The 20,471-nt window shown below is 51.7% G+C and carries 17 protein-coding genes; 8 read left to right on the top strand and 9 right to left on the bottom strand.

All coding sequences use genetic code 11. The annotated features are described in order from the left end of the window. Position 1 precedes the first annotated feature (1 nt). The 4 genes from ACYVBJ_RS02435 to ACYVBJ_RS02420 form a co-directional block, all read right to left on the bottom strand. Complete coding sequence (locus tag ACYVBJ_RS02435) at positions 2–838, bottom strand: sugar phosphate isomerase/epimerase family protein (protein WP_460980711.1); 837 nt, start codon at positions 836–838, stop codon at positions 2–4. Between the two features lie 30 nt (positions 839–868). Next, positions 869–1,780, bottom strand: coding sequence for a 2-oxoadipate dioxygenase/decarboxylase family protein (locus ACYVBJ_RS02430; RefSeq protein WP_460980710.1), 912 nt, complete (start codon positions 1,778–1,780; stop codon positions 869–871). A 39-nt stretch (positions 1,781–1,819) separates the two neighbouring features. After that, on the bottom strand, positions 1,820–2,563 hold the full coding sequence (locus tag ACYVBJ_RS02425; protein ID WP_460980709.1) for an acyl-[acyl-carrier-protein] thioesterase: 744 nt from the start codon (positions 2,561–2,563) through the stop codon (positions 1,820–1,822). A 92-nt stretch (positions 2,564–2,655) separates the two neighbouring features. Further along, on the bottom strand, positions 2,656–2,898 hold the full coding sequence (locus ACYVBJ_RS02420) for a type B 50S ribosomal protein L31 (RefSeq protein WP_460974675.1): 243 nt from the start codon (positions 2,896–2,898) through the stop codon (positions 2,656–2,658). 566 nt (positions 2,899–3,464) lie between these two features. Between ACYVBJ_RS02420 and ACYVBJ_RS02415 the strand changes: the two genes are divergently transcribed. Then, positions 3,465–5,945: a ribonucleoside-diphosphate reductase subunit alpha gene (locus ACYVBJ_RS02415; RefSeq protein WP_460980708.1), complete on the top strand. Its 2,481-nt coding sequence runs from the start codon at positions 3,465–3,467 to the stop codon at positions 5,943–5,945. Positions 5,946–6,044: 99 nt separating this feature from the next. On the opposite strand, the gene ACYVBJ_RS02410 is transcribed toward ACYVBJ_RS02415, so the two are convergent. Then, the gene (locus tag ACYVBJ_RS02410) at positions 6,045–7,445 is read right to left on the bottom strand and encodes a Gfo/Idh/MocA family protein (protein ID WP_460980707.1); all 1,401 of its coding nucleotides are present in this window, start codon (positions 7,443–7,445) and stop codon (positions 6,045–6,047) included. Positions 7,446–7,718: 273 nt separating this feature from the next. On the opposite strand from ACYVBJ_RS02410, the gene ACYVBJ_RS02405 reads away from it, so the two are divergent. The 3 genes from ACYVBJ_RS02405 to ACYVBJ_RS02395 all read left to right on the top strand — a co-directional run bounded on the left by ACYVBJ_RS02405 (position 7,719) and on the right by ACYVBJ_RS02395 (position 10,781). Then, a complete protein-coding gene (locus ACYVBJ_RS02405; RefSeq protein WP_460980706.1) occupies positions 7,719–9,737 on the top strand; it encodes a T9SS type A sorting domain-containing protein in 2,019 nt (672 codons plus the stop codon). A 314-nt stretch (positions 9,738–10,051) separates the two neighbouring features. Beyond that, on the top strand, positions 10,052–10,495 hold the full coding sequence (locus tag ACYVBJ_RS02400) for a cold-shock protein (protein ID WP_460974681.1): 444 nt from the start codon (positions 10,052–10,054) through the stop codon (positions 10,493–10,495). A 94-nt stretch (positions 10,496–10,589) separates the two neighbouring features. After that, positions 10,590–10,781, top strand: coding sequence for a hypothetical protein (locus ACYVBJ_RS02395; protein WP_460980705.1), 192 nt, complete (start codon positions 10,590–10,592; stop codon positions 10,779–10,781). Between the two features lie 56 nt (positions 10,782–10,837). Here ACYVBJ_RS02395 and ACYVBJ_RS02390 read toward each other — a convergent pair whose 3' ends face one another. The 4 genes from ACYVBJ_RS02390 to ACYVBJ_RS02375 all read right to left on the bottom strand — a co-directional run bounded on the left by ACYVBJ_RS02390 (position 10,838) and on the right by ACYVBJ_RS02375 (position 14,668). Then, positions 10,838–11,680, bottom strand: a complete 843-nt coding sequence (locus ACYVBJ_RS02390) for a ThuA domain-containing protein (RefSeq protein WP_460980704.1) — start codon at positions 11,678–11,680, stop codon at positions 10,838–10,840. 43 nt (positions 11,681–11,723) lie between these two features. Then, the gene (locus ACYVBJ_RS02385) at positions 11,724–13,067 is read right to left on the bottom strand and encodes a D-arabinono-1,4-lactone oxidase (RefSeq protein WP_460980703.1); all 1,344 of its coding nucleotides are present in this window, start codon (positions 13,065–13,067) and stop codon (positions 11,724–11,726) included. Positions 13,068–13,113: 46 nt separating this feature from the next. Next, positions 13,114–14,163 (bottom strand): methyltransferase, encoded by a 1,050-nt coding sequence (locus ACYVBJ_RS02380; RefSeq protein WP_460980702.1) that lies wholly within the window; start codon positions 14,161–14,163, stop codon positions 13,114–13,116. A gap of 163 nt (positions 14,164–14,326) precedes the next feature. Beyond that, positions 14,327–14,668, bottom strand: a complete 342-nt coding sequence (locus tag ACYVBJ_RS02375; protein ID WP_460980701.1) for an HPF/RaiA family ribosome-associated protein — start codon at positions 14,666–14,668, stop codon at positions 14,327–14,329. Between the two features lie 245 nt (positions 14,669–14,913). On the opposite strand from ACYVBJ_RS02375, the gene ACYVBJ_RS02370 reads away from it, so the two are divergent. The 4 genes from ACYVBJ_RS02370 (at position 14,914) to ACYVBJ_RS02355 (ending at position 20,462) form a co-directional block, all read left to right on the top strand. Continuing rightward, complete coding sequence (locus ACYVBJ_RS02370; protein ID WP_460980700.1) at positions 14,914–15,933, top strand: FHA domain-containing protein; 1,020 nt, start codon at positions 14,914–14,916, stop codon at positions 15,931–15,933. 161 nt (positions 15,934–16,094) lie between these two features. Further along, positions 16,095–17,555, top strand: coding sequence for a PP2C family protein-serine/threonine phosphatase (locus ACYVBJ_RS02365; protein ID WP_460980699.1), 1,461 nt, complete (start codon positions 16,095–16,097; stop codon positions 17,553–17,555). After that, a complete protein-coding gene (locus tag ACYVBJ_RS02360) occupies positions 17,555–19,165 on the top strand; it encodes a serine/threonine protein kinase (protein ID WP_460980698.1) in 1,611 nt (536 codons plus the stop codon). Before ACYVBJ_RS02365 ends, ACYVBJ_RS02360 begins: the two co-directional genes overlap by 1 nt. A gap of 7 nt (positions 19,166–19,172) precedes the next feature. After that, positions 19,173–20,462 (top strand): serine/threonine-protein kinase, encoded by a 1,290-nt coding sequence (locus tag ACYVBJ_RS02355; protein ID WP_460980697.1) that lies wholly within the window; start codon positions 19,173–19,175, stop codon positions 20,460–20,462. Positions 20,463–20,471 lie beyond the last annotated feature (9 nt).

Genomic DNA, 20,471 nt, shown 5'->3' with positions numbered 1-20,471 from the left:
GTTACTTTAAACCCGATAGAAAGCTGAGGCTGGCGGGTACCTGATCCATCGATCGCGACGATTCGTCTTCGATGAAGAAGTGCCTGACGCCCGACTTTTTAGCTTGCTTCATGATGTCGGCAATGCCAATGTCGCCCTGCCCTAGTGTTACATTCGATTCTAAGTCGGCGCGACCGTTGTTGCTGTCGGGGGTGCCCGGCCTGCGGTCTTTGAGGTGCATAAGCGGGAAGCGTTTCGGGTATTTCTGCAGCAAGGCGACGGGGTTGTAGCCCGGCGATTTCACCCAGAACACATCCATCTCGAAGTTAACGTACTTGGGATCAAAGTTTTCGGCCAGGTAGTCAAAGAACGTACCGTCCTGATACGTCTGAAACTCATAGCCGTGGGTGTGGTAGCAGAACGTAAGGCCGTTGTCGGCCAGCAGTTTTCCGGCCGTATTGAACACGTCGATCGCCTGATCCGCATCCTGAATACGAAAAGCATCACCTGGGTGGGGAATCCAGGCGCAGGTGACGTATTTCGCGCCTAATGCCTTCGCTTCGGCAATTAGTTTAGGAACGTTTGAGTCGAGGTCTTCGAAACTGGCTCCGGTGCTGATGGCTTTAATGCCGTTCTGATCAAGAAGCTTGCGGAAGTCGGTGAGGCTGAGTCCGTAGGTACCGGCAATTTCGGCTTCGCGAAACCCCATCTGCTTCACGCTGGCCATTGTGCCCGGAACGTCCTTGGCAAACTGGCTGCGAAAACTGTATAATTGAATGCCGACAGGCGCTGGTTTTTGAGCCAGCGCTGCGGTCGTCAGCAGGAGCCCGGTAATTAAGGAGATTACACGCGTTTTCATGGTGGGTAAGAGTTAGGAGCAGATCGTCTTTTATCGGTCCGTTTGCGTCGTAAATGTACTTTCGAAGATTTTATCGGCATTGCCGGTTTCAAAGCCTTCGCGCCGATGGGCACGGGTGATCTCCTCGGCCGGAAGATGGTTGAACTGGGGTAATACCCGACGCTCGGCAAATTCGACGTAAGAGCCCGCAATTCGGAACGTATCACCGTCCGCAAAATCGGCATCAATCAGTTGCGCTACGGTTGAGGCTTGTCGTAGATCACCATCCGGACTAACCTTAATCGTGCCGCCCGCCGAGTTAAGTTTGAAACCTCTGGCTTGCAGAAAAGCCACGAACTCATCGATTGTGTTATAACCGGATCGGAGGTTATGCACACTGATGGTGAAGTGGTTGAGGTAATAACGGTTGTAAATTACCCAGGCGGCATATTCGCTTTCGGCCAGTAATGTTTTATAATCGCTCAGCGTAGGCGTCGTCCAAAGGGGCTGATGCAGGAAGTGGTCAACAGCCTCTGCGTCGTCCAGATCGAGGGCATCAACGGGATCACTCGTTACGGTATCTGTGTAGCGGTGGATAATTTGCTGGGCTTCGTCGGACAGTTCCTGCACGCGCAGTTCACTAGCGAAAATACGAGGAAAACTAGGTTTGGGTGGTGCGTACCAATACGCCGTTAGCTTCTTCCCGGTGAAGTTGTATTCATCGCGCCTTTCGTAGCCGTAGTGCATGAATATCTTCTCGAACGAAGCTAAGCCCAGGTTTGGTACGCCCATTGTCCGGAAAGCGATATGGTCATTTTCGATCTCATCCGCCGACTGAACAATGCCTTCGTCGATCATGGAATCGATTACGTTCTGTACATCCGGAACGCGTTCGCTGTACCGGCGCATTAAACCGTTCAGGACGGCTTCTACTGTCTGAATTTTAGTTGATGAAGTAGTCATGCCTTTTTTATTAGCAGGGTGGTTAAGGTAACGAATATACTACGTCCACCGGGTGCGGGCCAGCAGGACGTCTTTGCCCGAGTCGACCTGCTCGATCCGGTGCACCAGACTATGCTTCGTTTCGACAACGGCCTGTATCTGCAACTGATCGCGCCAATGACTTTCTGTCCGGAAAACTAAATCAATTTCGGCTAATTCCCGCGTTTGCAGCGTCTCGTTGTCAACCGCTTCGAGCAGCCACTGCACGTATGCTACGTTGTTGACGTGCTGATTCTGATCAATACTTAACCAGCCTACTTCGACCTGCCTGGCGACACTACCTCCGAAGGAAGCATTCTGGAAATCGGGTTTGAGAGGCAGTTTAGGCAATGGTTCCACGGCCGGAGGCACATGTAACTGCTTGATGAAATCGGGTAGAGGTACCATGGAGCGTTTATCTATCGAGAACACAAGCCATGTGCTTGCCGCATCAGCCAGTAAGGTGCCATCCTCGGTAAGCACCCGAAAATCGCGATGAATAAAGAATTTTTCAACCGATGTGGGATAGGTCATCATCCGAATAGTCTGACCATAATGCGGGTACTGATGAACCCGTAACCGAAAGCGCATCAGCATCCAGCCGAAGCCTCGCTGCGCCAGGTCAGAAATGCCGATGCCGTAGTCAATGGCGTTGCGGTTGGCCGACTCCTGCATCAGGTTCATTAAAGCCGGTATGCTCATTCGACCGAATGCGTCACACTCGTAGCCACGTAAGGTAAACGTGTCTGTCTGGATAAAACTCATGCAGTAAAGGTAAGGCGGAGGGCATAAAAAAACTCCCCAGCGTGCTTGACGTAGCGGGGGAGTTTTTAGGTGTAAGCTTTAAAGCTTTGAAATTACTTGGTGCCGTAGCGCTTGCGGAACTTGTCCACACGGCCGGCCGTATCGAGCAGTACGTTCTTACCCGTGTAGAATGGGTGCGACTGCGAGCTAACTTCGATCTTAACGAGTGGGTACGTTTGGCCCTCAAACTCGATGGTATCTCTGGTTTGAACCGTTGAGCGGGTCAGAAATTTGTAGTCGCTCGACAGGTCGTGGAATACCACATCGCGGTATTCCGGGTGAATGCCCTTTTTCATAGTCTAATGCTCAGTTTCTTGTCATCTTCTCGGTTTCCGTCCGAAAAGGATTGCAAAGGTACGGCGTTTATAATGGATTGGCAAGTCTTTTTGTCTGATCTTTTCGGGTTTGATTATCAACCATTTAAAGTAATACCATTGCCTAATAAGAGTTCTCTGGCGGCTTGCCTTTTCAAGGATGTCTTCCTACATTTAAGCACATAATCACTTCCTCAAACTGTGCGGTTGGCAAGTGTTGGCCTCCGCACACCGATCAGTAAATTCGCTCTTTTTAATTTCTTAGACTAGGTCTGCAATGGGGTATTGTTAAGTCGCTAAGGCTTACGGCTTAACAATTTCTTAACCGATTCGCAGCTTTCTATTTTTCTAAGACGAGCGAAAACCGGTGAACCTTCCCGGTTGCTTTTCCGTCTATTTCAGCAGAACTTTAGAACGCAGTCGCGTTCTGGCGACAGCCAAACTCAACGGATTGACCACGCCAATCGGGCTGATCTGAACGTAACAAACGAATCAATATTTACTGCATATACCATTTTTCCTATATATTAACACTAGCTCAAACGCTCATGTATGTAATTAAACGCGATGGACGCCGGGAGTCGGTCAAGTTCGATAAAATTACCGCCAGGATTGAGAAGTTATGCTATGGCCTTGATCCCGCCTACGTGCAGCCTGTTGAGGTGGCTATGAAGGTCGTAAATGGCCTTTACGACGGCGTCAAAACGACGGAATTAGACAACCTGGCCGCCGAAACTGCTGCTTCGATGACAACCAAGCACCCGGACTACGCCATTCTGGCCGCCCGGATTGCCATCTCAAACCTGCACAAGGAAACGAACAAATCGTTTTCCGGTACCATCAAGAAACTGTACTTGTATGAAGATCCGAAGACCGGCGAAAACGCGTCGCTGATCTCGCGGGAGGTATATGACGTTGTTCGCAATAATGCCGCCCTGCTGGATTCTACGATTATCTACGACCGCGATTACGGCTATGATTACTTCGGCTACAAGACCCTTGAGAAGTCGTATCTGTTGAAAATCGACGGCCGGATTGCCGAGCGTCCGCAACACATGCTCATGCGTGTTGCCGTGGGCATACATATGGACGATGTCGATGCCGCCATTGAGACGTATAACCTACTCAGTGAAAAGTGGTTCACGCACGCAACGCCTACCCTGTTCAACGCCGGAACGCCGAAGCCGCAGATGTCGAGCTGCTTCCTGCTGACGATGAAGGACGACTCGATCGACGGTATCTACGATACGCTGAAGCAAACCGCTAAAATTTCGCAGTCGGCAGGTGGCATTGGCCTGAGTATCCACAACGTCCGGGCGACGGGTACGTATATCAAGGGCACTAACGGTACGTCGAACGGAATTGTGCCGATGCTACGTGTGTTCAACGACACGGCTCGTTACGTCGATCAGGGTGGTGGTAAGCGTAAAGGTTCGTTTGCCGTTTATCTGGAGCCCTGGCATGCCGACATCTTCGAATTTTTGGATCTGAAAAAGAACTCGGGTAAAGAAGAAGTACGGGCTCGTGACCTGTTCTACGCCCTCTGGACGCCCGATCTGTTCATGAAACGCGTGGAAGACAACGACGTTTGGTCGCTGTTCTGTCCGCATGAGTGCCCCGGTCTGGCCGACTGCTACGGCGAAGAATTCGAAGCGTTGTATGAGCGGTACGAACGCGAAGGACGCGCCCGTCGGACAGTGAAGGCGCAGGAATTGTGGTTCAAGATTCTGGAGTCACAAACCGAAACCGGCACGCCATACATGCTGTACAAGGATGCGGCTAACAAGAAGTCGAACCAGAAGAACCTGGGCACGATCAAGTCGTCGAACCTGTGCACCGAAATCATTGAGTACACGGCCCCCGATGAAGTAGCGGTTTGTAACCTCGCATCGATTGCGCTGCCGAAGTTCATAACCCGCGGTACGGATGGTGTGATGCGGTTCGACCACCAGAAACTGTATGAGGTAACCAGAACAGCCACGCGTAACCTCAACAAGATCATTGACATCAACTACTATCCAGTTGAAGAGGCTCGTCGGAGCAATATGCGTCACCGGCCGATTGGCCTGGGTGTGCAGGGACTGGCGGATGCGTTCATCATGTTACGTATGCCGTTCGAGTCGGATGAAGCGCGTCGCCTGAACGAAGATATTTTCGAAACGATCTACTTTGGTGCCATGACCTCGTCGATGGAGCAGGCGAAGGAGTATGGTCCCTACGAAACCTGGAAAGGCTCACCAATTTCGCAAGGCCAGTTCCAGTTCGATATGTGGGGTGTAAAGCCTAAATCAGGTCGCTGGGATTGGGAAAGCCTCCGCAAGGACGTAGTGGAACACGGCGTTCGGAATTCGCTGCTGCTGGCTCCAATGCCGACTGCGTCGACCTCGCAGATTTTGGGGAACAACGAGTGCTTCGAACCCTACACGAGCAACATCTACACCCGCCGTGTGCTGTCGGGTGAGTTCGTGGTTGTGAACAAGCACCTGCTCAAAGACCTTGTGAAATTAGGTCTGTGGAATGATACCATGAAGAACAACCTGATCTTGGCCAACGGCTCGATTCAGGCGATTCCGGGCATTCCGCAGAATATCAAAGATCTTTACAAGACAGTTTGGGAGATTAAGCAGAAACACATCATCGACATGGCCGCCGACCGGGGTGCCTACATCTGCCAGTCGCAGTCGCTAAACATCCATATTCAGGATTCGAACTTTGGCAAGCTGACGTCGATGCACTTCTACGCTTGGAAAGCGGGTCTGAAAACGGGTATGTACTACCTGCGTACGAAGGCCGCTGCCGATGCCGTCAAGTTCACGGTTGTTCAGCCACAAGCCGAGCCGCAACTGGAACCTGCCCTGGCCGAAACCGCACCCGTCGAAAAACCACTCGACTACGCACAGTACGCGAAGGAACACGCCACCAACGCTACTCCAACCCCTGTGCCGATGGTAACGGACCTTGAACAGCAGTATGCCGCTATGACCTGCTCACTGGACGATCCAGAAGGTTGTGAGATGTGTGGTTCGTAAGCAGGTTAGAAACTTTAAAGATGAACTCCCGGCTGCACAAAATGTAGTCGGGAGTTTTTGTTATTTAACAATAGCAACAACACTAACTTAAATGTTGCTTTACGTTAACTGCGGTTCGGGGCCGCGGAAAGCGTCGATTTTAGTGATGAGAGGAAGTTTAACGGGTTGACCTTGTTGAGCGGATTGATAGATCGCTTCCATAATGCGGTGATCCTGTAGGCCCTCCTCGCCGGGCGTGAACGGCCGCTTATCCTGCTGAACGCAATCGGAGAAGTGATCGATTTCGAGCGCAAACTGGTTCCGATTGGGTACTGATGTTTCGGCGGTCTGCTCGTTTTGGCCCTCGGCGTAGGATTGCTGCAATTGCAGACCTTCATAGGCAAAGGCATTGTTCATGTTCTGCCAGCCCCGTTCGTTCAACACCCGGTACCATCTGGATTCGTGGGCGTAGTAGTCGCTGGCGCAGTTGGCAATAACGCCACTTGGGAAGCGCATCTGCCACGTTATGAGCTCTTCGACTTCCCGGAACAAGGGATTACCCGGCGTACTGTATTGATAGGCGAACACCTCGGTTGGTTCTTCCCCCAAAAGAAATCGGGCCGTATTGAGACAGTACAGGCCAATATCAGGTAAGGCACCGCCACCAGCCAGAGCCCGAATGTGTCGCCAGTGACTGGGGTTGGCCTCCTGCTGAGCATTGTGCATGTCAAAAAATTTGGGTGCACCATATTTCTTCGTGCGGACTTGTTCACGAACCAGGCGGTTATGCGGTTCGTATTGAATTCGGTAAGCGACCATTAGTTGGCGTCCGGCTTTGTTGCAGGCGTCAATCATAGCCTGGCATTCGGCGGATGAGGTAGCCATTGGCTTCTCGCACAGAATATGCTTACCGGCCTGTGCCCCACGGATGGTATATTCGGCGTGCATGGCGTTGGGCAGCACGATGTAAATCACCTGTACCTCCGGATTATCTTTCAGCTTGTCATAATTTTCGTAGCTATAGCAGTTCTGAGGTTTGACACCATATTGCTGAGCTACCTTTTGCAGCTTCTGCGGATTGCCGCTGACCAGCGCCACTACTTTCGACTTTTTACATTCGCCAAAGGCCGGCAAAAGTTGCTCTAACGATAAGTGCCCCAGACCGACGATGGCATAGCCTACGCGAGAATCGGGTGGCTGGGGTGACGGAAGGGGAGGAGTTTGCCGGTCGGCGTCACCCCGAATTGGCTCCAGCTTGATCGGTTCGTCAACTTTGGGCGGAATCTCGGCGGGCGGTGAAACAGGTTTAATGATGGGAACATTGTTTGGAACTGTATCCGATGAAGCAACCGCCGATCGCTCGCCACCGTTACTGAACCGGGATTGGCCTTTTGTGGTGAGTATACCACCTGCCGCACCTATGGCCAACGTTCGACCGGTTAGCTTAAGAAATTCCTTCCGTGACTGTAACGGTGCTGGCCCATCAATCAAGGCTTTTATCAGTTCAGTAAAACGAGGCATAAGGCGATTGTTAAGTTGGTTGAGTCGATATACCAGTCCGATTAACAGCTTACTAAGCCGATAGTTAGGTGAAATGGCAAAAAGTTACTTTGCTTAATCTATAGGTGAATAGGTTCATTGCTCTACGCTCATTTATTACGTGTAGCGAGCCAGCCGATGACTAGGCGATTAGCGTTATGTCACTCATTTTCCGTTTAATCGATTTGCGATAAAATCTACAACTCTAGTTGACTTTAGTGGTAGTGTAGGTTGGATTTATGTTTGTTTCGATTTATGGAGAATCAGTACCTAACGCAAACCAGCCGGTGGTGGCTGATGCTTATATGGATAGTTAGCATACCAGTAAGCACGAGGGCGCAGACAGTACAATCGCCAGTAATTCAGTGGCAGCGAACGCTGGATGGTGGCGATGTGACACCAACGTCTCACCTGCGAGCGGTAAAAGCAAATGACGGTGGCTACGTAGTATTAGCTGGCAAAAACCTGGTTCGGTTCTCCATCACAGGTGATGTAAGGTGGACAAAACAGCTGAACGGTGCCTATCAGGATACTATATCGAGCTACGTGCCGGTTCGTGAAACTTTAGCCTTGACGACTACGCAGGACGGTGGATTTTTAACGTTGGGACTGGATGCTTTGAACCGCTATTACGTAAGCAAGCTGAATGCGGAAGGAACGATGGTCTGGACGAAAGCCATCGACAACGCCAACGTAGGGCCTACCATTCGGATCAGCGATAATGCGATTACGACAGCGCCCGACGGCAGCATCTTGATAATCGGTACGTACCGTGATGCCTTATCGTATTTAAACTTGACCAAACTCAATCAAGAAGGGGTAATTGTTAGCCAGTGGCGCGTGAACTACCCGAGTCCTCAGCCAGCAACGCCGATTGTTTATAAAGTAGTGAACACCCGCGATGGGGGCTATCTGCTGGTTGGAAAAGCGCTCGACGATGCAACCGCCAGCAGTCAGGGACTGGCCATTAAGCTCAACAGTCAATATAATCTGGTCTGGAAGAATAGGTACCCCGGTTTGGATTCATTGAGTGACGTAATGCCTAATCCGTCAAATGATAACGCCTACATAGCCGTTGGCTTAGGGGCTGGTGGTAATGGTCGTTTGATTACCATTGCGCCAAACGAAGCGAGTGACGGAAGCGCCATCGCGTCATTCACCGGTTCCAGCGTAGTTGCGTCGCTGGCCAAAGATGACGATGGTAACCTGACTGTACTGGATGGGATAGGGGCTAACAACGGCGATTTGCGTTTAGTAACTGTGACAACGCAGTCGACAGAGCGGTGGCGGAAAACCCTTGGTGGGGCCGGTCGTGACGTACCAGCGAGCATATTGGCTACTGACGATGGAGGGTATTTGGTAGTAGGAACGACAACGTCAACCAATGGCGATGTTGTAGGTAAGTCAAAGAGTACCCTGGCGACATGGGTTGTCAAGCTGGGCACTTCACCTGTCGTGACAACGTTACGGGTGCTAGCCCCTCTCTACGATTGTCAGTCGGGCACCATTGTTTTCACCACAACTGGTGGAGATGGAACGCCCATTGCATATACAGCTCCGGGTGTGATTCGAGCGAAGGCCACCGATAATGTTGGTACCCTAGAACAGGAACTACGTAATAATCCTAAAGTAATACTGATTAAGGCGACCCAAAGTGGCCAAACGGTTAGCTACGCATTTGATTTTGGGACGTATTGCCAGAACTTGCAGTCAACAAACCGCTCGTCTGACACCAGCCCGCTTATGATGAGTCCGCCAACCTATAACTGTCAGACAGGCGCTATTACATTTTATACAACTGGGGGAGCCGGATCGTCGGCCGGAGCCATTGAATACATGGCGGCTGGCATTACCGGTTGGACAACTACCCCCAATCAGTTTGTCGACCCAGTACTTCGGACTGCTGCGGATGCACAACCGATCACGCTCGTAGCCCGTCAAGGTGGACAGATGGCTACGTACGTTCTTGACATTAAAGCCGCTTGTGGCCGGGCTCGAACGGCATCCACTGAGACCGTGGTCGAACCAACAATATCAGTGTTGGGTAATCCCGTTCGGGAATCGTTTCTGGTTGAAATAACCGGAGCACAGGACAAACCGCTGTCGATGCAACTCCTCGATGCTCGTGGTCGGCTAATCGAGCAGCGGTCTGTAGAACAACCGGGAGCAGCCGAGCGGCAAATGTTTGATGTCCGCCAACAAGCATCTGGCGTACTGTTATTACAAACAACGATCAACGGAGAGCTTCGGACCGTAAAAGTGATAAAGCAGTGATGAGTTGTGATCCGTGAACGTATCGGGTGATACGTAATGAAATTGAGACAACATATCACATAAGTACAGCCTTCATACGTTTATTAACTAAAGATACAGTTCAAACGCGCAAAGGCCGTGATTACCTCAGTTTAGCTCCGAAAAGTTAATAATAGTTGCCAAGGTCAACTTATTTTCGTTATATTTGGTTAATTATCTATAAGACCGGGTTAACCCGCACGTATTGACTGACCATCAATCGAATTGGCTCCCCTCTCTACAGGTTCCCCCTGCTCAGTATCGGCAGGTTTATCTCATCATAATAATAATCCCGAATGGAGACATTTAGTAAAAAGGAAAAAGAAAAAGCAAGACAAAAAAAGAGGAAAGACAAAGAAGAGAAGAGAGAAGAACGGAAAGCGAATGCTCAAAAAGGGCAACGGCTTGACGATATGCTGGCCTACGTGGATGAAAACGGCAACATCACGTCGACTCCGCCAGACCCGCGTAAGAAGAGAGTTATTGATCAGGAAGACATCCAGATTGGTGTTGCCAAGCAGGAAGCGGCTGGACCGGAGGAAACCGTTCGGCGTGGTATTGTGTCCTTTTTTAATGCCTCGAAAGGATACGGATTTATTCGGGATCTCCAGAGTCAGGAAAGCATTTTCGTGCACATAAACAGCCTGATCGATTCCATCAGCGAAAACGATAAAGTAAGTTTCGAAGTCACAAAGACTCCCAAAGGGCCGAACGCAGTTTCCGTCAGGAAGACTGAATAAGGCTTATATGCCGTTCTGGCGCCGGAAGGTATCCGGTTAATGAGTTAGATATGGTGCCGATTGGCACCAATTTTCATTTTTATTATTTATCCCGATGAGCAAACCAGTGTACACCTCCATTCCGCCTACTACCGATAACGATTACTGGATGCTTAAGTATTCGGATGGAAAGACAAGTATCTACATCCCACGTGATAAAGAACTCGATCGTCAACTGAAGGTGAAATTTCAGGCCGAGTTATCTGCCCGGACGTCGTTCAAACGCAAAAAGGGAACCGGAAACTAAGGAGCGTAGTCTGGCTGCGTATACCTGACTTTTGTGGCTTGCCAGCCAATCCTTCTTTACTTCTTAGCGGCTCCGCCCAACCACAGGAGTCCATTTAACACGAGCTGATTCTGCGTTGCATTCGCGAACGTAAAGGACAACTCTTTGTTTGTCCCGTTCTCATAATCTATGTCGTTGTGACCCATGTTCAAGTACAGCATTTTGTACTTTTTATTGGTCCAGACAACGGGGTAATAACCGCTGTGCCAAATCTCGTGGGGTTTAGGCCCCGTGCCCAGTGGGAAACTACTTGGATCAATCGATAGCAGTATGTCGATGTCAGGATTTGCCTTTAGGTCCTTTTCCCAGCGATACCACTCATTCGGGGCGGATTTGAACGTTTGCGGGAGGTGCCTGGTTGCGGGATGCTTACGGTCTTCAACTTTCAGAATCGCCGGAGTAGGTCGCCAGGTGTTGCTACCATAAGAACCTGAGCCTAAAAATTGATTGTGATACCAGTCCCAGTCCTGCGGGTACTTGGAAGGCGTCAGCGCAAAGGCAGCAAAATGGAAGCCCATCCAGCCGCCCCCGCGTTCCATGTACTTCTGAAAAGCATCGCGCTGGGCAGGCTCATCCGGCCGCGTATCCAGGAAAATCACTACCTGATACCGGGCCAGAAAGTCTGCGTTTAGATTCGCCCAATTATTCGTTGAATCAAATTTGAACTGGTGAAGATTCGCCATTTTAGCGAACCACCGATTGGCTTCGTGTACGTAACTGATGTGCGCCTGGTCATTCTTCGCGGTGTAAAAGGCAACAACGTTGAATTTCGGTGCCTTGCTTTGAGCTAAGGCGTTATAAGCAACGAAAAACGAGCAGAGATAAGCCGTTAGTAAGATTCGCTGACAAATTGAATGCATTGGATTCTCAGAATAGTGGCAATACAATAACAGAAAGACAGGCTCAACTTCCGTACAGATTTGTGCTCAGAAACTCGTTGCGGAATTTACCTTTAGGGTCGTACTCCTGAACCAGTTTCTTAAAGTCAGCTAGCTTTTCGTAGCGCGATTGAAGGACAGATGAGGCCAACGTAAACAGCTTACCCCAATGAGGTCGGGCATTGAATGGCGTGAGTTCCTTCTCGATCATCGGCAGCACCTTCCGAACCGATGCCCAATCCTGCTTCCAGGTAAAATGAATAGCCAGGCTTGGCTGTTTGTAGCACGGACTCATCCACAAATTATCTCCGTCGATGGTACGTAACTCTGAAATGAGCAGGTGAGGACTGATGTGGTCGCGTAGTCGTTCGACGGCCAGGATGGCTTCAACGGCGTTCTTACGGGGCACAAAGTACTCCGATTGTAATTCTTTGCCACTGCTGGGCGTGAAGCCCATGCGGAAGTGCGGAAGCCGCTCGTACCAGGGGCCGGGTACCCCCATCTGCTCCGTGCAGTGTTCGGCCGACAATTCAGCAATCGGGTGAAGGTTCTTCCTGGCGAGTTTAGCGCCGAAAAATTCAGGTTTGGCCAGTTGGGATTTGCCGTCGATGAGCTGTTTAAGCCAGACTTCGTTAATCCGCTGCTTTTGCCAGTCGGTGAACAAACTGACGCTGTAGGCACTGGATGCAATAGCTTCGAAGTGATCTTTCAGTTGCGCCAGCGGCAGATTCTCATAGACGTACTGCCGCATTTTGAAGGTCGGTTGAATATCGAGGGTAATCCTCGTTACGGCACCCAGCGCTCCCAGGTTAACGACAGCCGCCCGAAACGTTTCCCCGTCCTTTTGGCGCGAAAGTTTTACAAGATCGCCCGTGGCCGTTACGATCTCCATGCCCGAAACCGCCGTCGCCAGATTACCATTTTTTACGCCTGAGCCATGCGTGGCCGTAGCGCAGGCACCTGCAATCGAAATGTGGGGTAGAGAGGCCAGATTATGCAGCGCAAAGCCTTTGCTATCAAGATAGGGACTCAGTTGACCATACCGCATGCTGGCGTCGACCGTTACGGTCTTCGCCTTTGAGTCCAGGGTAATCACCTGATCCATCTCCCGCAGCGACACAAAGTTGCTCTTGCTATCGGCTATACCGTTGAAGCAGTGCCGGGTGCCCAGCACCTTGAGTTTGCTCTGTTTCTTGATAAAATCCTGAACCTGTCCGATTGATTTGGCCGAGTAGAGCTTGTCGGTACTGTAGGTATAGTTACCAGCCCAGTTTTTGAGCTTGTCATCGGCTACTAAATCAGTTAAGGGAGAGAGTACGGGAGCTGCCATTAAGGTTGACGATAACTTGATGAACGTTCTCTTTTTCATGGGTGCAGGTGTTAGGGTAAAGGTGATCAACAAGCTGGCAAGTCGCTTACTTCCGGGCCCAGATCAGGCCATAGTCCATTTGGGTAGGAATGGCGTCTTCGGTAGGTGTTAAGCCTGCTTCTGTAAACCAACGGCGGTATTCGGCCCGGCTGTATGCCCGGCCTTTGGTGTTCCAGAACAGCTGCGCCGAATAGTCTGTCACGGCCAATGGGCCATCGAGTTCATCATTCAGAAAGGCATCGTGTACCCACAGTTCACCACCGGGCCGAAGGGCATTGGCAAACCGTTGAGCCAGCATCTGGCAGGTAGGCGTTGGCCAGTCATGAAACAAACTGGCAGCCAACAGTAGATCGGTCTGCGGAAGCTCGTCGGTGAGCATGTCGCCCGGCAGGAACGTTACACGTTCTTTGAGCGTATCGGCTCCCGGCCGACCACTTTTAGCAAGCTCGTCGAGGAGTTCGGCGGCTACGTTCAATACAGCCGGGCGATCTAAGAGCGTAGCTGTAGCGGAAGGATTATTCAGGAGCCACTCGTAGGTGTAATAACCGCTTCCGCCCGCTACATCCAGTAGATGCCCTTTCCGTTTCGACAGGTTGGCGGCTACAATTGGCGACAATTTCCGGGCTCGTCCGGCCAGGCCCAACGTCAGGCTGCGGGCTAATTCCGGATCGTCCATAGGCGAAGGGCCTTCGCCTTCTTTTACAAACGAAATACCTTCGGGGGCTTCCAGCGGACCATCGTTCTTTAACCGGGTTGCCATTTCGATAGCGCCCGAATCGCCTTTTTCCAGTCCTACGTATCCCGTTACGTTCGGTGTCTGGGATTGAGTAAGAAAGCGGCCTAACTCAGTAATGTGTAGTCGTCCTGATTGGTCTCGCTGTAGTAATTCCATAGCGCATAGCGCCGGAAAGAGCACCATAGCGGGACGTTCGTTCAGTTGAAGCCTGCGGCTGAGTTCATCGATCGTAAGCGGTTCCGCGCTTAACTCCTCGAAAACGGATAAGTGACTGACGGCCGCGATTAATACGCGCGACCCAAACATGGCCCGCAAATGACGGGTAATGGGTGCAGGATCAGGTTGAAGACTAAACGGCATCGTACGGGTATTTCGTCGCTGAGCAACTTAGCAAGGTAGACGCAACAAATAAGACAAACCCTTTGGGTATCTAACGTAGTGAACAGTTCATTTCGCCATCAAAAAGCAGCCCGACTGTTTCGTTCTGTACAGCCGGGCTACGTTATATGATGAATCTACGGATCTACCGATTGCGGTAGCTATTCTGAGAATTGGCAAATTTGTGCTCAAGCTGGCGTTTAAGCTTACCCGTTACGTCATTCAGCAGGGCATCCCAGTTATCTCCGGATTCCTCGGCAAAAACGTCACTGCCCGGTACGCCATATTTTATCCGCAGTGATTTTTCATTGGGACCAGAGTGCGCTTCCTGCCGCATATACGCTTCCGCCGTGATCACATCACCACTGTAATAGCGCCGAAGCTTGCCTAACGCCTGAACAACCCGATCGCGAAAAGCGTCGTCTACCTCAATATTGACGGCCTGGATATCTAACCGCACACCGTCTAATGATTCCTTGTCTTCCATAATCAATCCGTTTAAGAAAAGATAACCCACGCAGGGGTTTGTCTGTTAAAGACCAGATAAACGGATTTTGTTTTCTCGCCAAGCGAATGGTACGTACTGATTTTGCCCTTCATGGACAGTTCTGTGGCTCAACGAACCGTTCAAGGAGTACAAATACCGTTCACGAAGATAGCGCCGGGGCGACTAACAGAAATGGGCCGTTGTTACGTTTAGTAGGGTGATGATCCTCCCTAAACTAACTATTCATGGCAAATGAACCCGGCGGCTGGCTCGGACGGTTGAGCCATCTGATTATTCCACCGAGCCGAACCGACGCCCATACAACCGCTGCTGTTACCAACAAACGTATTCTGGACGAGTTGGTTGATTCCTTCAACGACTCGGTTCACCGGGAATCTGTGGGGTCGAGTATGCTGTTCAACGCCCACTTTCTAATTATCCTGCATCCCGATACGTACGAAGATCGACTCAACGCGTTTCCCGTCGTGGTTAACGAAGCGGTGCAGGCGTTTAACGCTCTGGTCGAGTCCTATAAAGGTCAGTATACCTACGTGTCGCCCGTGGCGTCGAGCTGGTATTTTAAGTTTGGCGCGGGCCGGGAGTTTAACGGCGAACCGGTCGAGCCAACGGATATCAATGTAATCGGGGCGCTGACCGGAATTCTGCCCGGCACAGCGCAGCCTCAGGCGGCATCGGATAAGGTAAACGTAACGCGTCGGGTAAAGCAGACCAATCGCTACGAAAAGGTAGATGTCGATTTAAACGCGTTCCAGCATATCGACTTTCGGGAGCCGGGAGCCTTTGTCGTGAAATTTGGTTTTGCCGCACCGGCTACTTCCCAGCCAGCCAGCCGCTCGTCGGTGGTAGGCGCAGGCGTAACGCGGCCGAGCGTACCTAACCTGCCCCGCAGTCTGGATTCGGGCCTGGCTCAGCTCGACTACTACATTGCCGAAGCCAATAAAGAGTATACGTACCTGATGCGCGATCGGGAGGTTGTTGTCGCCCGGAAAGAACCCGAAAATGAGCATTTCCCCAATTATCTGCTGCTCGAATCGGCGTATGTGTCAAACCCACACGCCCGGATTCGATACAACGAACCGACAAACTTGTTTCAGATCGCATCGTTCAGCCGGAACGAAACGCGCGTGAACGAACAGCTTGTGGCACGTAGCGAACCTGCCGATCCGCAGTGGGTAGACTTGCCCGACCGGGCGCAGATCCTGCTCAACAGCATGGTGACGCTTAACTTCCAACGTAACCTGTAGGGATATGATCGACGTTCTGCTGGTTTTGCTCTTATTAGCATTCGTTGGGTTTCTGGCTCTCAGGCATTTCCAGGACTTGCCGAGGTAGCCTACGTAACAGTTTGAAATCGGGTGTGTTTATGAACATACGCCAGGATCTATAACCTACCTTCTTGTTTCGCATGCAGTCAATACAATTAGCCGGTCGGACGGATGTCGGCCAACGCCGAACTGATAATCAGGATACGTTTATTTGCACCCCGATCTGGTCGGATTCCAGTGCGTTGCTGGCGGTGATCGATGGCGTAGGCGGCTATGCCGGGGGCGACCGGGCCGCGGCTATTGCCAGGGAATCGATCGAACGCTACATGGCCAAACCCAACGGTGATCCGCTCTCGATGCTGCAGGAGGCCGTTGTGTTTGCCAACAACCAGATCAATGAGCAGCGCCAGCAGGAGGCTCGTTTGGGGCAGATGTGCTGCGTGCTGACTGCTGCCGTGGCGAATGCCGATACCGGAAAACTGTATTTTGTGCACGTAGGGGATACACGCCTGTATCGCTATCGGCAGGGAACGCTCGAAAAACTTACCCACGACCATTCGCTGGTCGGTATTCGGGAAGATGCCAATGAACTGACCGAAGCCGAAGCCATGCAGCACCCCCGCCGAAACGAAATTTTGCGGGAAGTCGGCTCAATTCAGCACCGCGTAGACGATCCGGAGTTTCTGGAGTCGGGTGAAACCGATTTTCAGCCGGGCGATCAGCTGTTGTTTTGCAGCGATGGCCTGACCGATATGATCACACAAGCTCAAATCACGTCGGTGTTACGTCAGTCGATACCGCTTGAACAACAACTAAGCGAACTGATCAGGCTGGCTAATCTGCAGGGCGGAAATGATAACATCACCGTTGTGCTGGCTACGAATAGAGCTGAGTCGAGCGAAACGCTGGCCTCGGCGAAAACCACGCAGCCGGTCGATCCAGCTACGCGGGAAGTGCCCGTACCGCCAGTTGCGCAAACTCCGGCGAAACCGGCTGACAAACGTAATACGGGTTCATCAACCGGTTGGTGGGTTGCGGGCTTTCTGGTGCTTTTGGGCGTTGCGGCTTTTGTATGGTATACGTTCCAACCTCCTGACCCAACTAATTTGGAGATTAATGGCCCAGTCGCTGTCAGCGGCAAGGATGTAACTGCTCAGCCGGACACTGCGTCCGCACAGACAAAGGCGTCTGCTGAACTGGATTCGTTGGTGAGAGTGGCCTATCGTACCACTGACCATCAATTGCAACTCGCCAACTACGATACCATTCGACTCGAAAAACCCCTTCTACTGACCGATTCATTAGGGGCTGTTCTCGGTCATAATCGACTAACGGTCATTGTTCCAGCCGATACCGCGCAGGCGCAGGTGGCGTTACGTGTGCAGCAGCGGAAAAGCGTTAAGCTGGAGAACCTCATTATTTATGGATTCAGAACGGGTATCGAAACAACCGGGCCGGTGCAGCTACAACTGAACCAGGTATACTTCCGGAACGTCGACGTGCCCATCAGCGCTGCCGTTCAGCAGGATACGTTACGTAATGCGCTCGTATCGGTTTCGGTACAACCGCAACCTGTTCCGCTTAAACCGTCTCGTCCCTGATGGCTACTATTCGATTCAATACGCAATTTCCCGGCTATGAGGTGCTGAGCGAACTGGGGCGGAGCAATGCCCGCATTCTCAAGGCGCGTCATCTGGCCACGGGCGATCTGGTAGCGATCAAACACTTTGCCCTCAACACGGATGAGGATACGCTTCGGCGGTTCCAGCGCGAGTCGGCTATCATGACCAGTATCAATCACCCTAACATTGTAAAGGTGCGGGAGGTACGGCTGGATGCTGAGCTGCCCTACATCGTGATGGAACTGATTGAAGGCGGAAATGTGCACAAGCTCATTGCCGAACAAGGTCGGCTGGACGTGCCGACAACGATCCGGCTGGGCTTGCAGATGGCTAGTGCGTTCAACGCCATTCACGCTGAGGGAATCATTCACCGGGATATAAAACCCGAAAACATTCTATATCGATCACTGCCTAGTGGTGAGTTGCATTTTTTGCTGACCGACTTCGGCGTTGCCCGACTGCACGAGCAGTCAACTACGCTGACGGGTCATTCGCTGATGACATACGAGTACGCATCGCCGGAGCAGTTCAACGATCCGAGAGGGCTAACAAAAGCTACTGACTACTATTCGCTGGGTGTGGTGCTGTACGAATGCCTGAACGGTACGGTGCCGTTCTCAATGGGCGATCAGGCGGGGATTGTTACGTTCATGAACACGGTGCTGAACGAAGCTCCTCCGGCCTTAACCGTCGAGGCCAATGGGCAGCCACTGGGTCATATTATCGACCTGATTCAGGGCCTGCTGCAAAAGAAAGCAACTGACCGGATCAGCGATCCCGATGAATTAACCTGGCTACTGAAACAAGCAGATTTAGATTACCTGAAAGCGAGTCGAACGGGCCAGTTTGTGCAACGAAGTGCTCCTCCGCTGGCCGCTATACCGCAGGAAGACAGGGCCGAGCCACCTCAGCCCGTACAATCGGTCGCCAAAGCAGCAGCGGACGTACCGACTGCTCCATCCGTTCAACCGCGTGAGCCCCGAAAGAAGGCAGCAAGCAACGGCAATGTGCCTAAGTGGATTGGTCTGGGCCTTCTGGTACTGGCGGTAGGGTTTGGATTGTATTACTTCTTTATCGCGAATCGGATATCATCCAAGATGGGTAACGAATTAAGTACAGCTAATGGATCGGCCGGTAGTGCGAGTGCCAGCGAGGCCAGACGAGCGCAGGCTGAACGCGATTCGCTCGAAGCGCTTCGCAAGCGGCAGGTCCAGGAAAAACAACGGCTGGAACGGCTGCGGCAGGAAGCTGAGATTGCAGGCCGTAACCTGATCGCCGAAGCGGATAAGTATGGAGTTGGGCTGTTCGGTGGCATCAAAGACGTAGTAATCAAGCTGAGCAACCCCAGCGACGTAACGTTTAGCCACGTCATCGTTCGGGTAAACTACATAAAAGACAGTGGTAGCCTGTATAAATCAGAAAAGGTTTACTTCAACAACGTAGAACCCGACGCGGTTTTGACCCGGCGAGCCCCCGATAGCGAGCGTGGAACCAAAGTTACCTGCAAGATCCTGTCGTATGGATCGCCGGTGCTCGACACGCCCGCCGACTCAGTAGACACGTCAATAGCAACTGATTCAATAGACTAATTTGCCAATGCCGACTGTTAGCGTGAATACGCACTTTCCGGGTTACGAAATATTAGGCGAACTGGGCCGCTCCAATGCGCGAGTCCTGAAAGCCCGTCATATCGCAACGGGCGATCTGGTGGCGATCAAGCATTTCGTGTTGGGCACAGATCCTGAAACACTCCGTCGATTTCAGCAGGAGTCGACCATTATGACCAACATTCACCACCCGAATGTAGTCGGTGTGCGGGAGGTTCAGGTTGACATGCCCCTGCCGTTTATTGTGATGGAATGGGTCGAAGGGGGCGACCTCCGCTCACTCCTTAAGCGAGGGCCGCTGGATGTGTCAGCTGTGATTCGGTTGGGGCAGCAAATGGCAGCCGCCTTTAGCGCCATTCATCCGCAAGGCATCATCCATCGGGACATTAAGCCGGAGAACATTCTGTACCGCCCATTGCCCAGTGGTGAACTGCATTTTCTGCTGACCGATTTTGGCGTTGCCAGATTGCGTGAACAGTCGAAAACCTTAACGGGCCAATCGTTACTGACGTACGAATATGCCTCGCCCGAGCAATTTGAAAATCCGAGAGGATCAACCGGAGCTACTGACTACTATTCGCTGGGTGTGGTGCTTTATGAATGCCTGACGGGTCATCTGCCTTTTTCCATGACAGAAAGTGAAGGGATTGCTACGTTCGTCAAGCAGGTATTGCACACGCCCTCGCCTGCGGTATTACTTCCGGCCGGACATTACTTACCGCCTAGCCTGAATGAGATTGTAAACTGGACACTGATTAAAAATTCAGCCGAGCGCCTGAGTGATGCCGATGAACTGACATTACTGCTTGGTCAGGCTACCGTCGAGCAGCTACAGGCTAACCGCTCCATTGATCAGGCGGCTCCCGTACGTCCACGACCCCAGACAGTGGCCGCTCCTGAGGTTGCCAATCAATTTGGCGACACGTATGCGCCCGAGTACGAAGAACCCGCCGAGCGGTCGAACGGATGGATCATTGCCTTTGCGGTGATTGCCGTTCTGGCGATAGTCGGGTTGGCTATTTTTTACGTAAACCAACAGAAGGGAGCTTCTTCGCCTTCGATTGCTGACACAACGGCGGTAGACGATCCAATGGTTTCCGGGGATACCGCCGTTGATTCACCAGCCGGTGGTATTGACTTTTCGGAACAACAAACCCCGAGTGATTCGACCGAAGTCAATACCGAGCCGAGTACACCGCCCAGCGTATTTTCTGATACAACAACGGTACCGAGAGCCGACTCAACCTCGGTTGCTGACTCCACCAATTCCGATACGTAACGCGGCCTT

This window comes from Spirosoma fluminis (assembly GCF_054778895.1).
Note: the sequence above shows the minus strand (reverse complement) of the source record. Positions and strands in the feature narration are given on the sequence as shown.

Bases quoted from the DNA above. Each gene is read 5' to 3' on its own strand.
- ACYVBJ_RS02435 (WP_460980711.1), bottom strand. From the start codon at position 838: ATGAAAACGCGTGTAATCTCCTTAATTACCGGGCTCCTGCTGACGACC.
- ACYVBJ_RS02430 (WP_460980710.1), bottom strand. From the start codon at position 1,780: ATGACTACTTCATCAACTAAAATTCAGACAGTAGAAGCCGTCCTGAAC.
- ACYVBJ_RS02425 (WP_460980709.1), bottom strand. From the start codon at position 2,563: ATGAGTTTTATCCAGACAGACACGTTTACCTTACGTGGCTACGAGTGT.
- ACYVBJ_RS02420 (WP_460974675.1), bottom strand. From the start codon at position 2,898: ATGAAAAAGGGCATTCACCCGGAATACCGCGATGTGGTATTCCACGAC.
- ACYVBJ_RS02415 (WP_460980708.1), top strand. From the start codon at position 3,465: ATGTATGTAATTAAACGCGATGGACGCCGGGAGTCGGTCAAGTTCGAT.
- ACYVBJ_RS02410 (WP_460980707.1), bottom strand. From the start codon at position 7,445: ATGCCTCGTTTTACTGAACTGATAAAAGCCTTGATTGATGGGCCAGCA.
- ACYVBJ_RS02405 (WP_460980706.1), top strand. From the start codon at position 7,719: ATGGAGAATCAGTACCTAACGCAAACCAGCCGGTGGTGGCTGATGCTT.
- ACYVBJ_RS02400 (WP_460974681.1), top strand. From the start codon at position 10,052: ATGGAGACATTTAGTAAAAAGGAAAAAGAAAAAGCAAGACAAAAAAAG.
- ACYVBJ_RS02395 (WP_460980705.1), top strand. From the start codon at position 10,590: ATGAGCAAACCAGTGTACACCTCCATTCCGCCTACTACCGATAACGAT.
- ACYVBJ_RS02390 (WP_460980704.1), bottom strand. From the start codon at position 11,680: ATGCATTCAATTTGTCAGCGAATCTTACTAACGGCTTATCTCTGCTCG.
- ACYVBJ_RS02385 (WP_460980703.1), bottom strand. From the start codon at position 13,067: ATGAAAAAGAGAACGTTCATCAAGTTATCGTCAACCTTAATGGCAGCT.
- ACYVBJ_RS02380 (WP_460980702.1), bottom strand. From the start codon at position 14,163: ATGCCGTTTAGTCTTCAACCTGATCCTGCACCCATTACCCGTCATTTG.
- ACYVBJ_RS02375 (WP_460980701.1), bottom strand. From the start codon at position 14,668: ATGGAAGACAAGGAATCATTAGACGGTGTGCGGTTAGATATCCAGGCC.
- ACYVBJ_RS02370 (WP_460980700.1), top strand. From the start codon at position 14,914: ATGGCAAATGAACCCGGCGGCTGGCTCGGACGGTTGAGCCATCTGATT.
- ACYVBJ_RS02365 (WP_460980699.1), top strand. From the start codon at position 16,095: ATGCAGTCAATACAATTAGCCGGTCGGACGGATGTCGGCCAACGCCGA.
- ACYVBJ_RS02360 (WP_460980698.1), top strand. From the start codon at position 17,555: ATGGCTACTATTCGATTCAATACGCAATTTCCCGGCTATGAGGTGCTG.
- ACYVBJ_RS02355 (WP_460980697.1), top strand. From the start codon at position 19,173: ATGCCGACTGTTAGCGTGAATACGCACTTTCCGGGTTACGAAATATTA.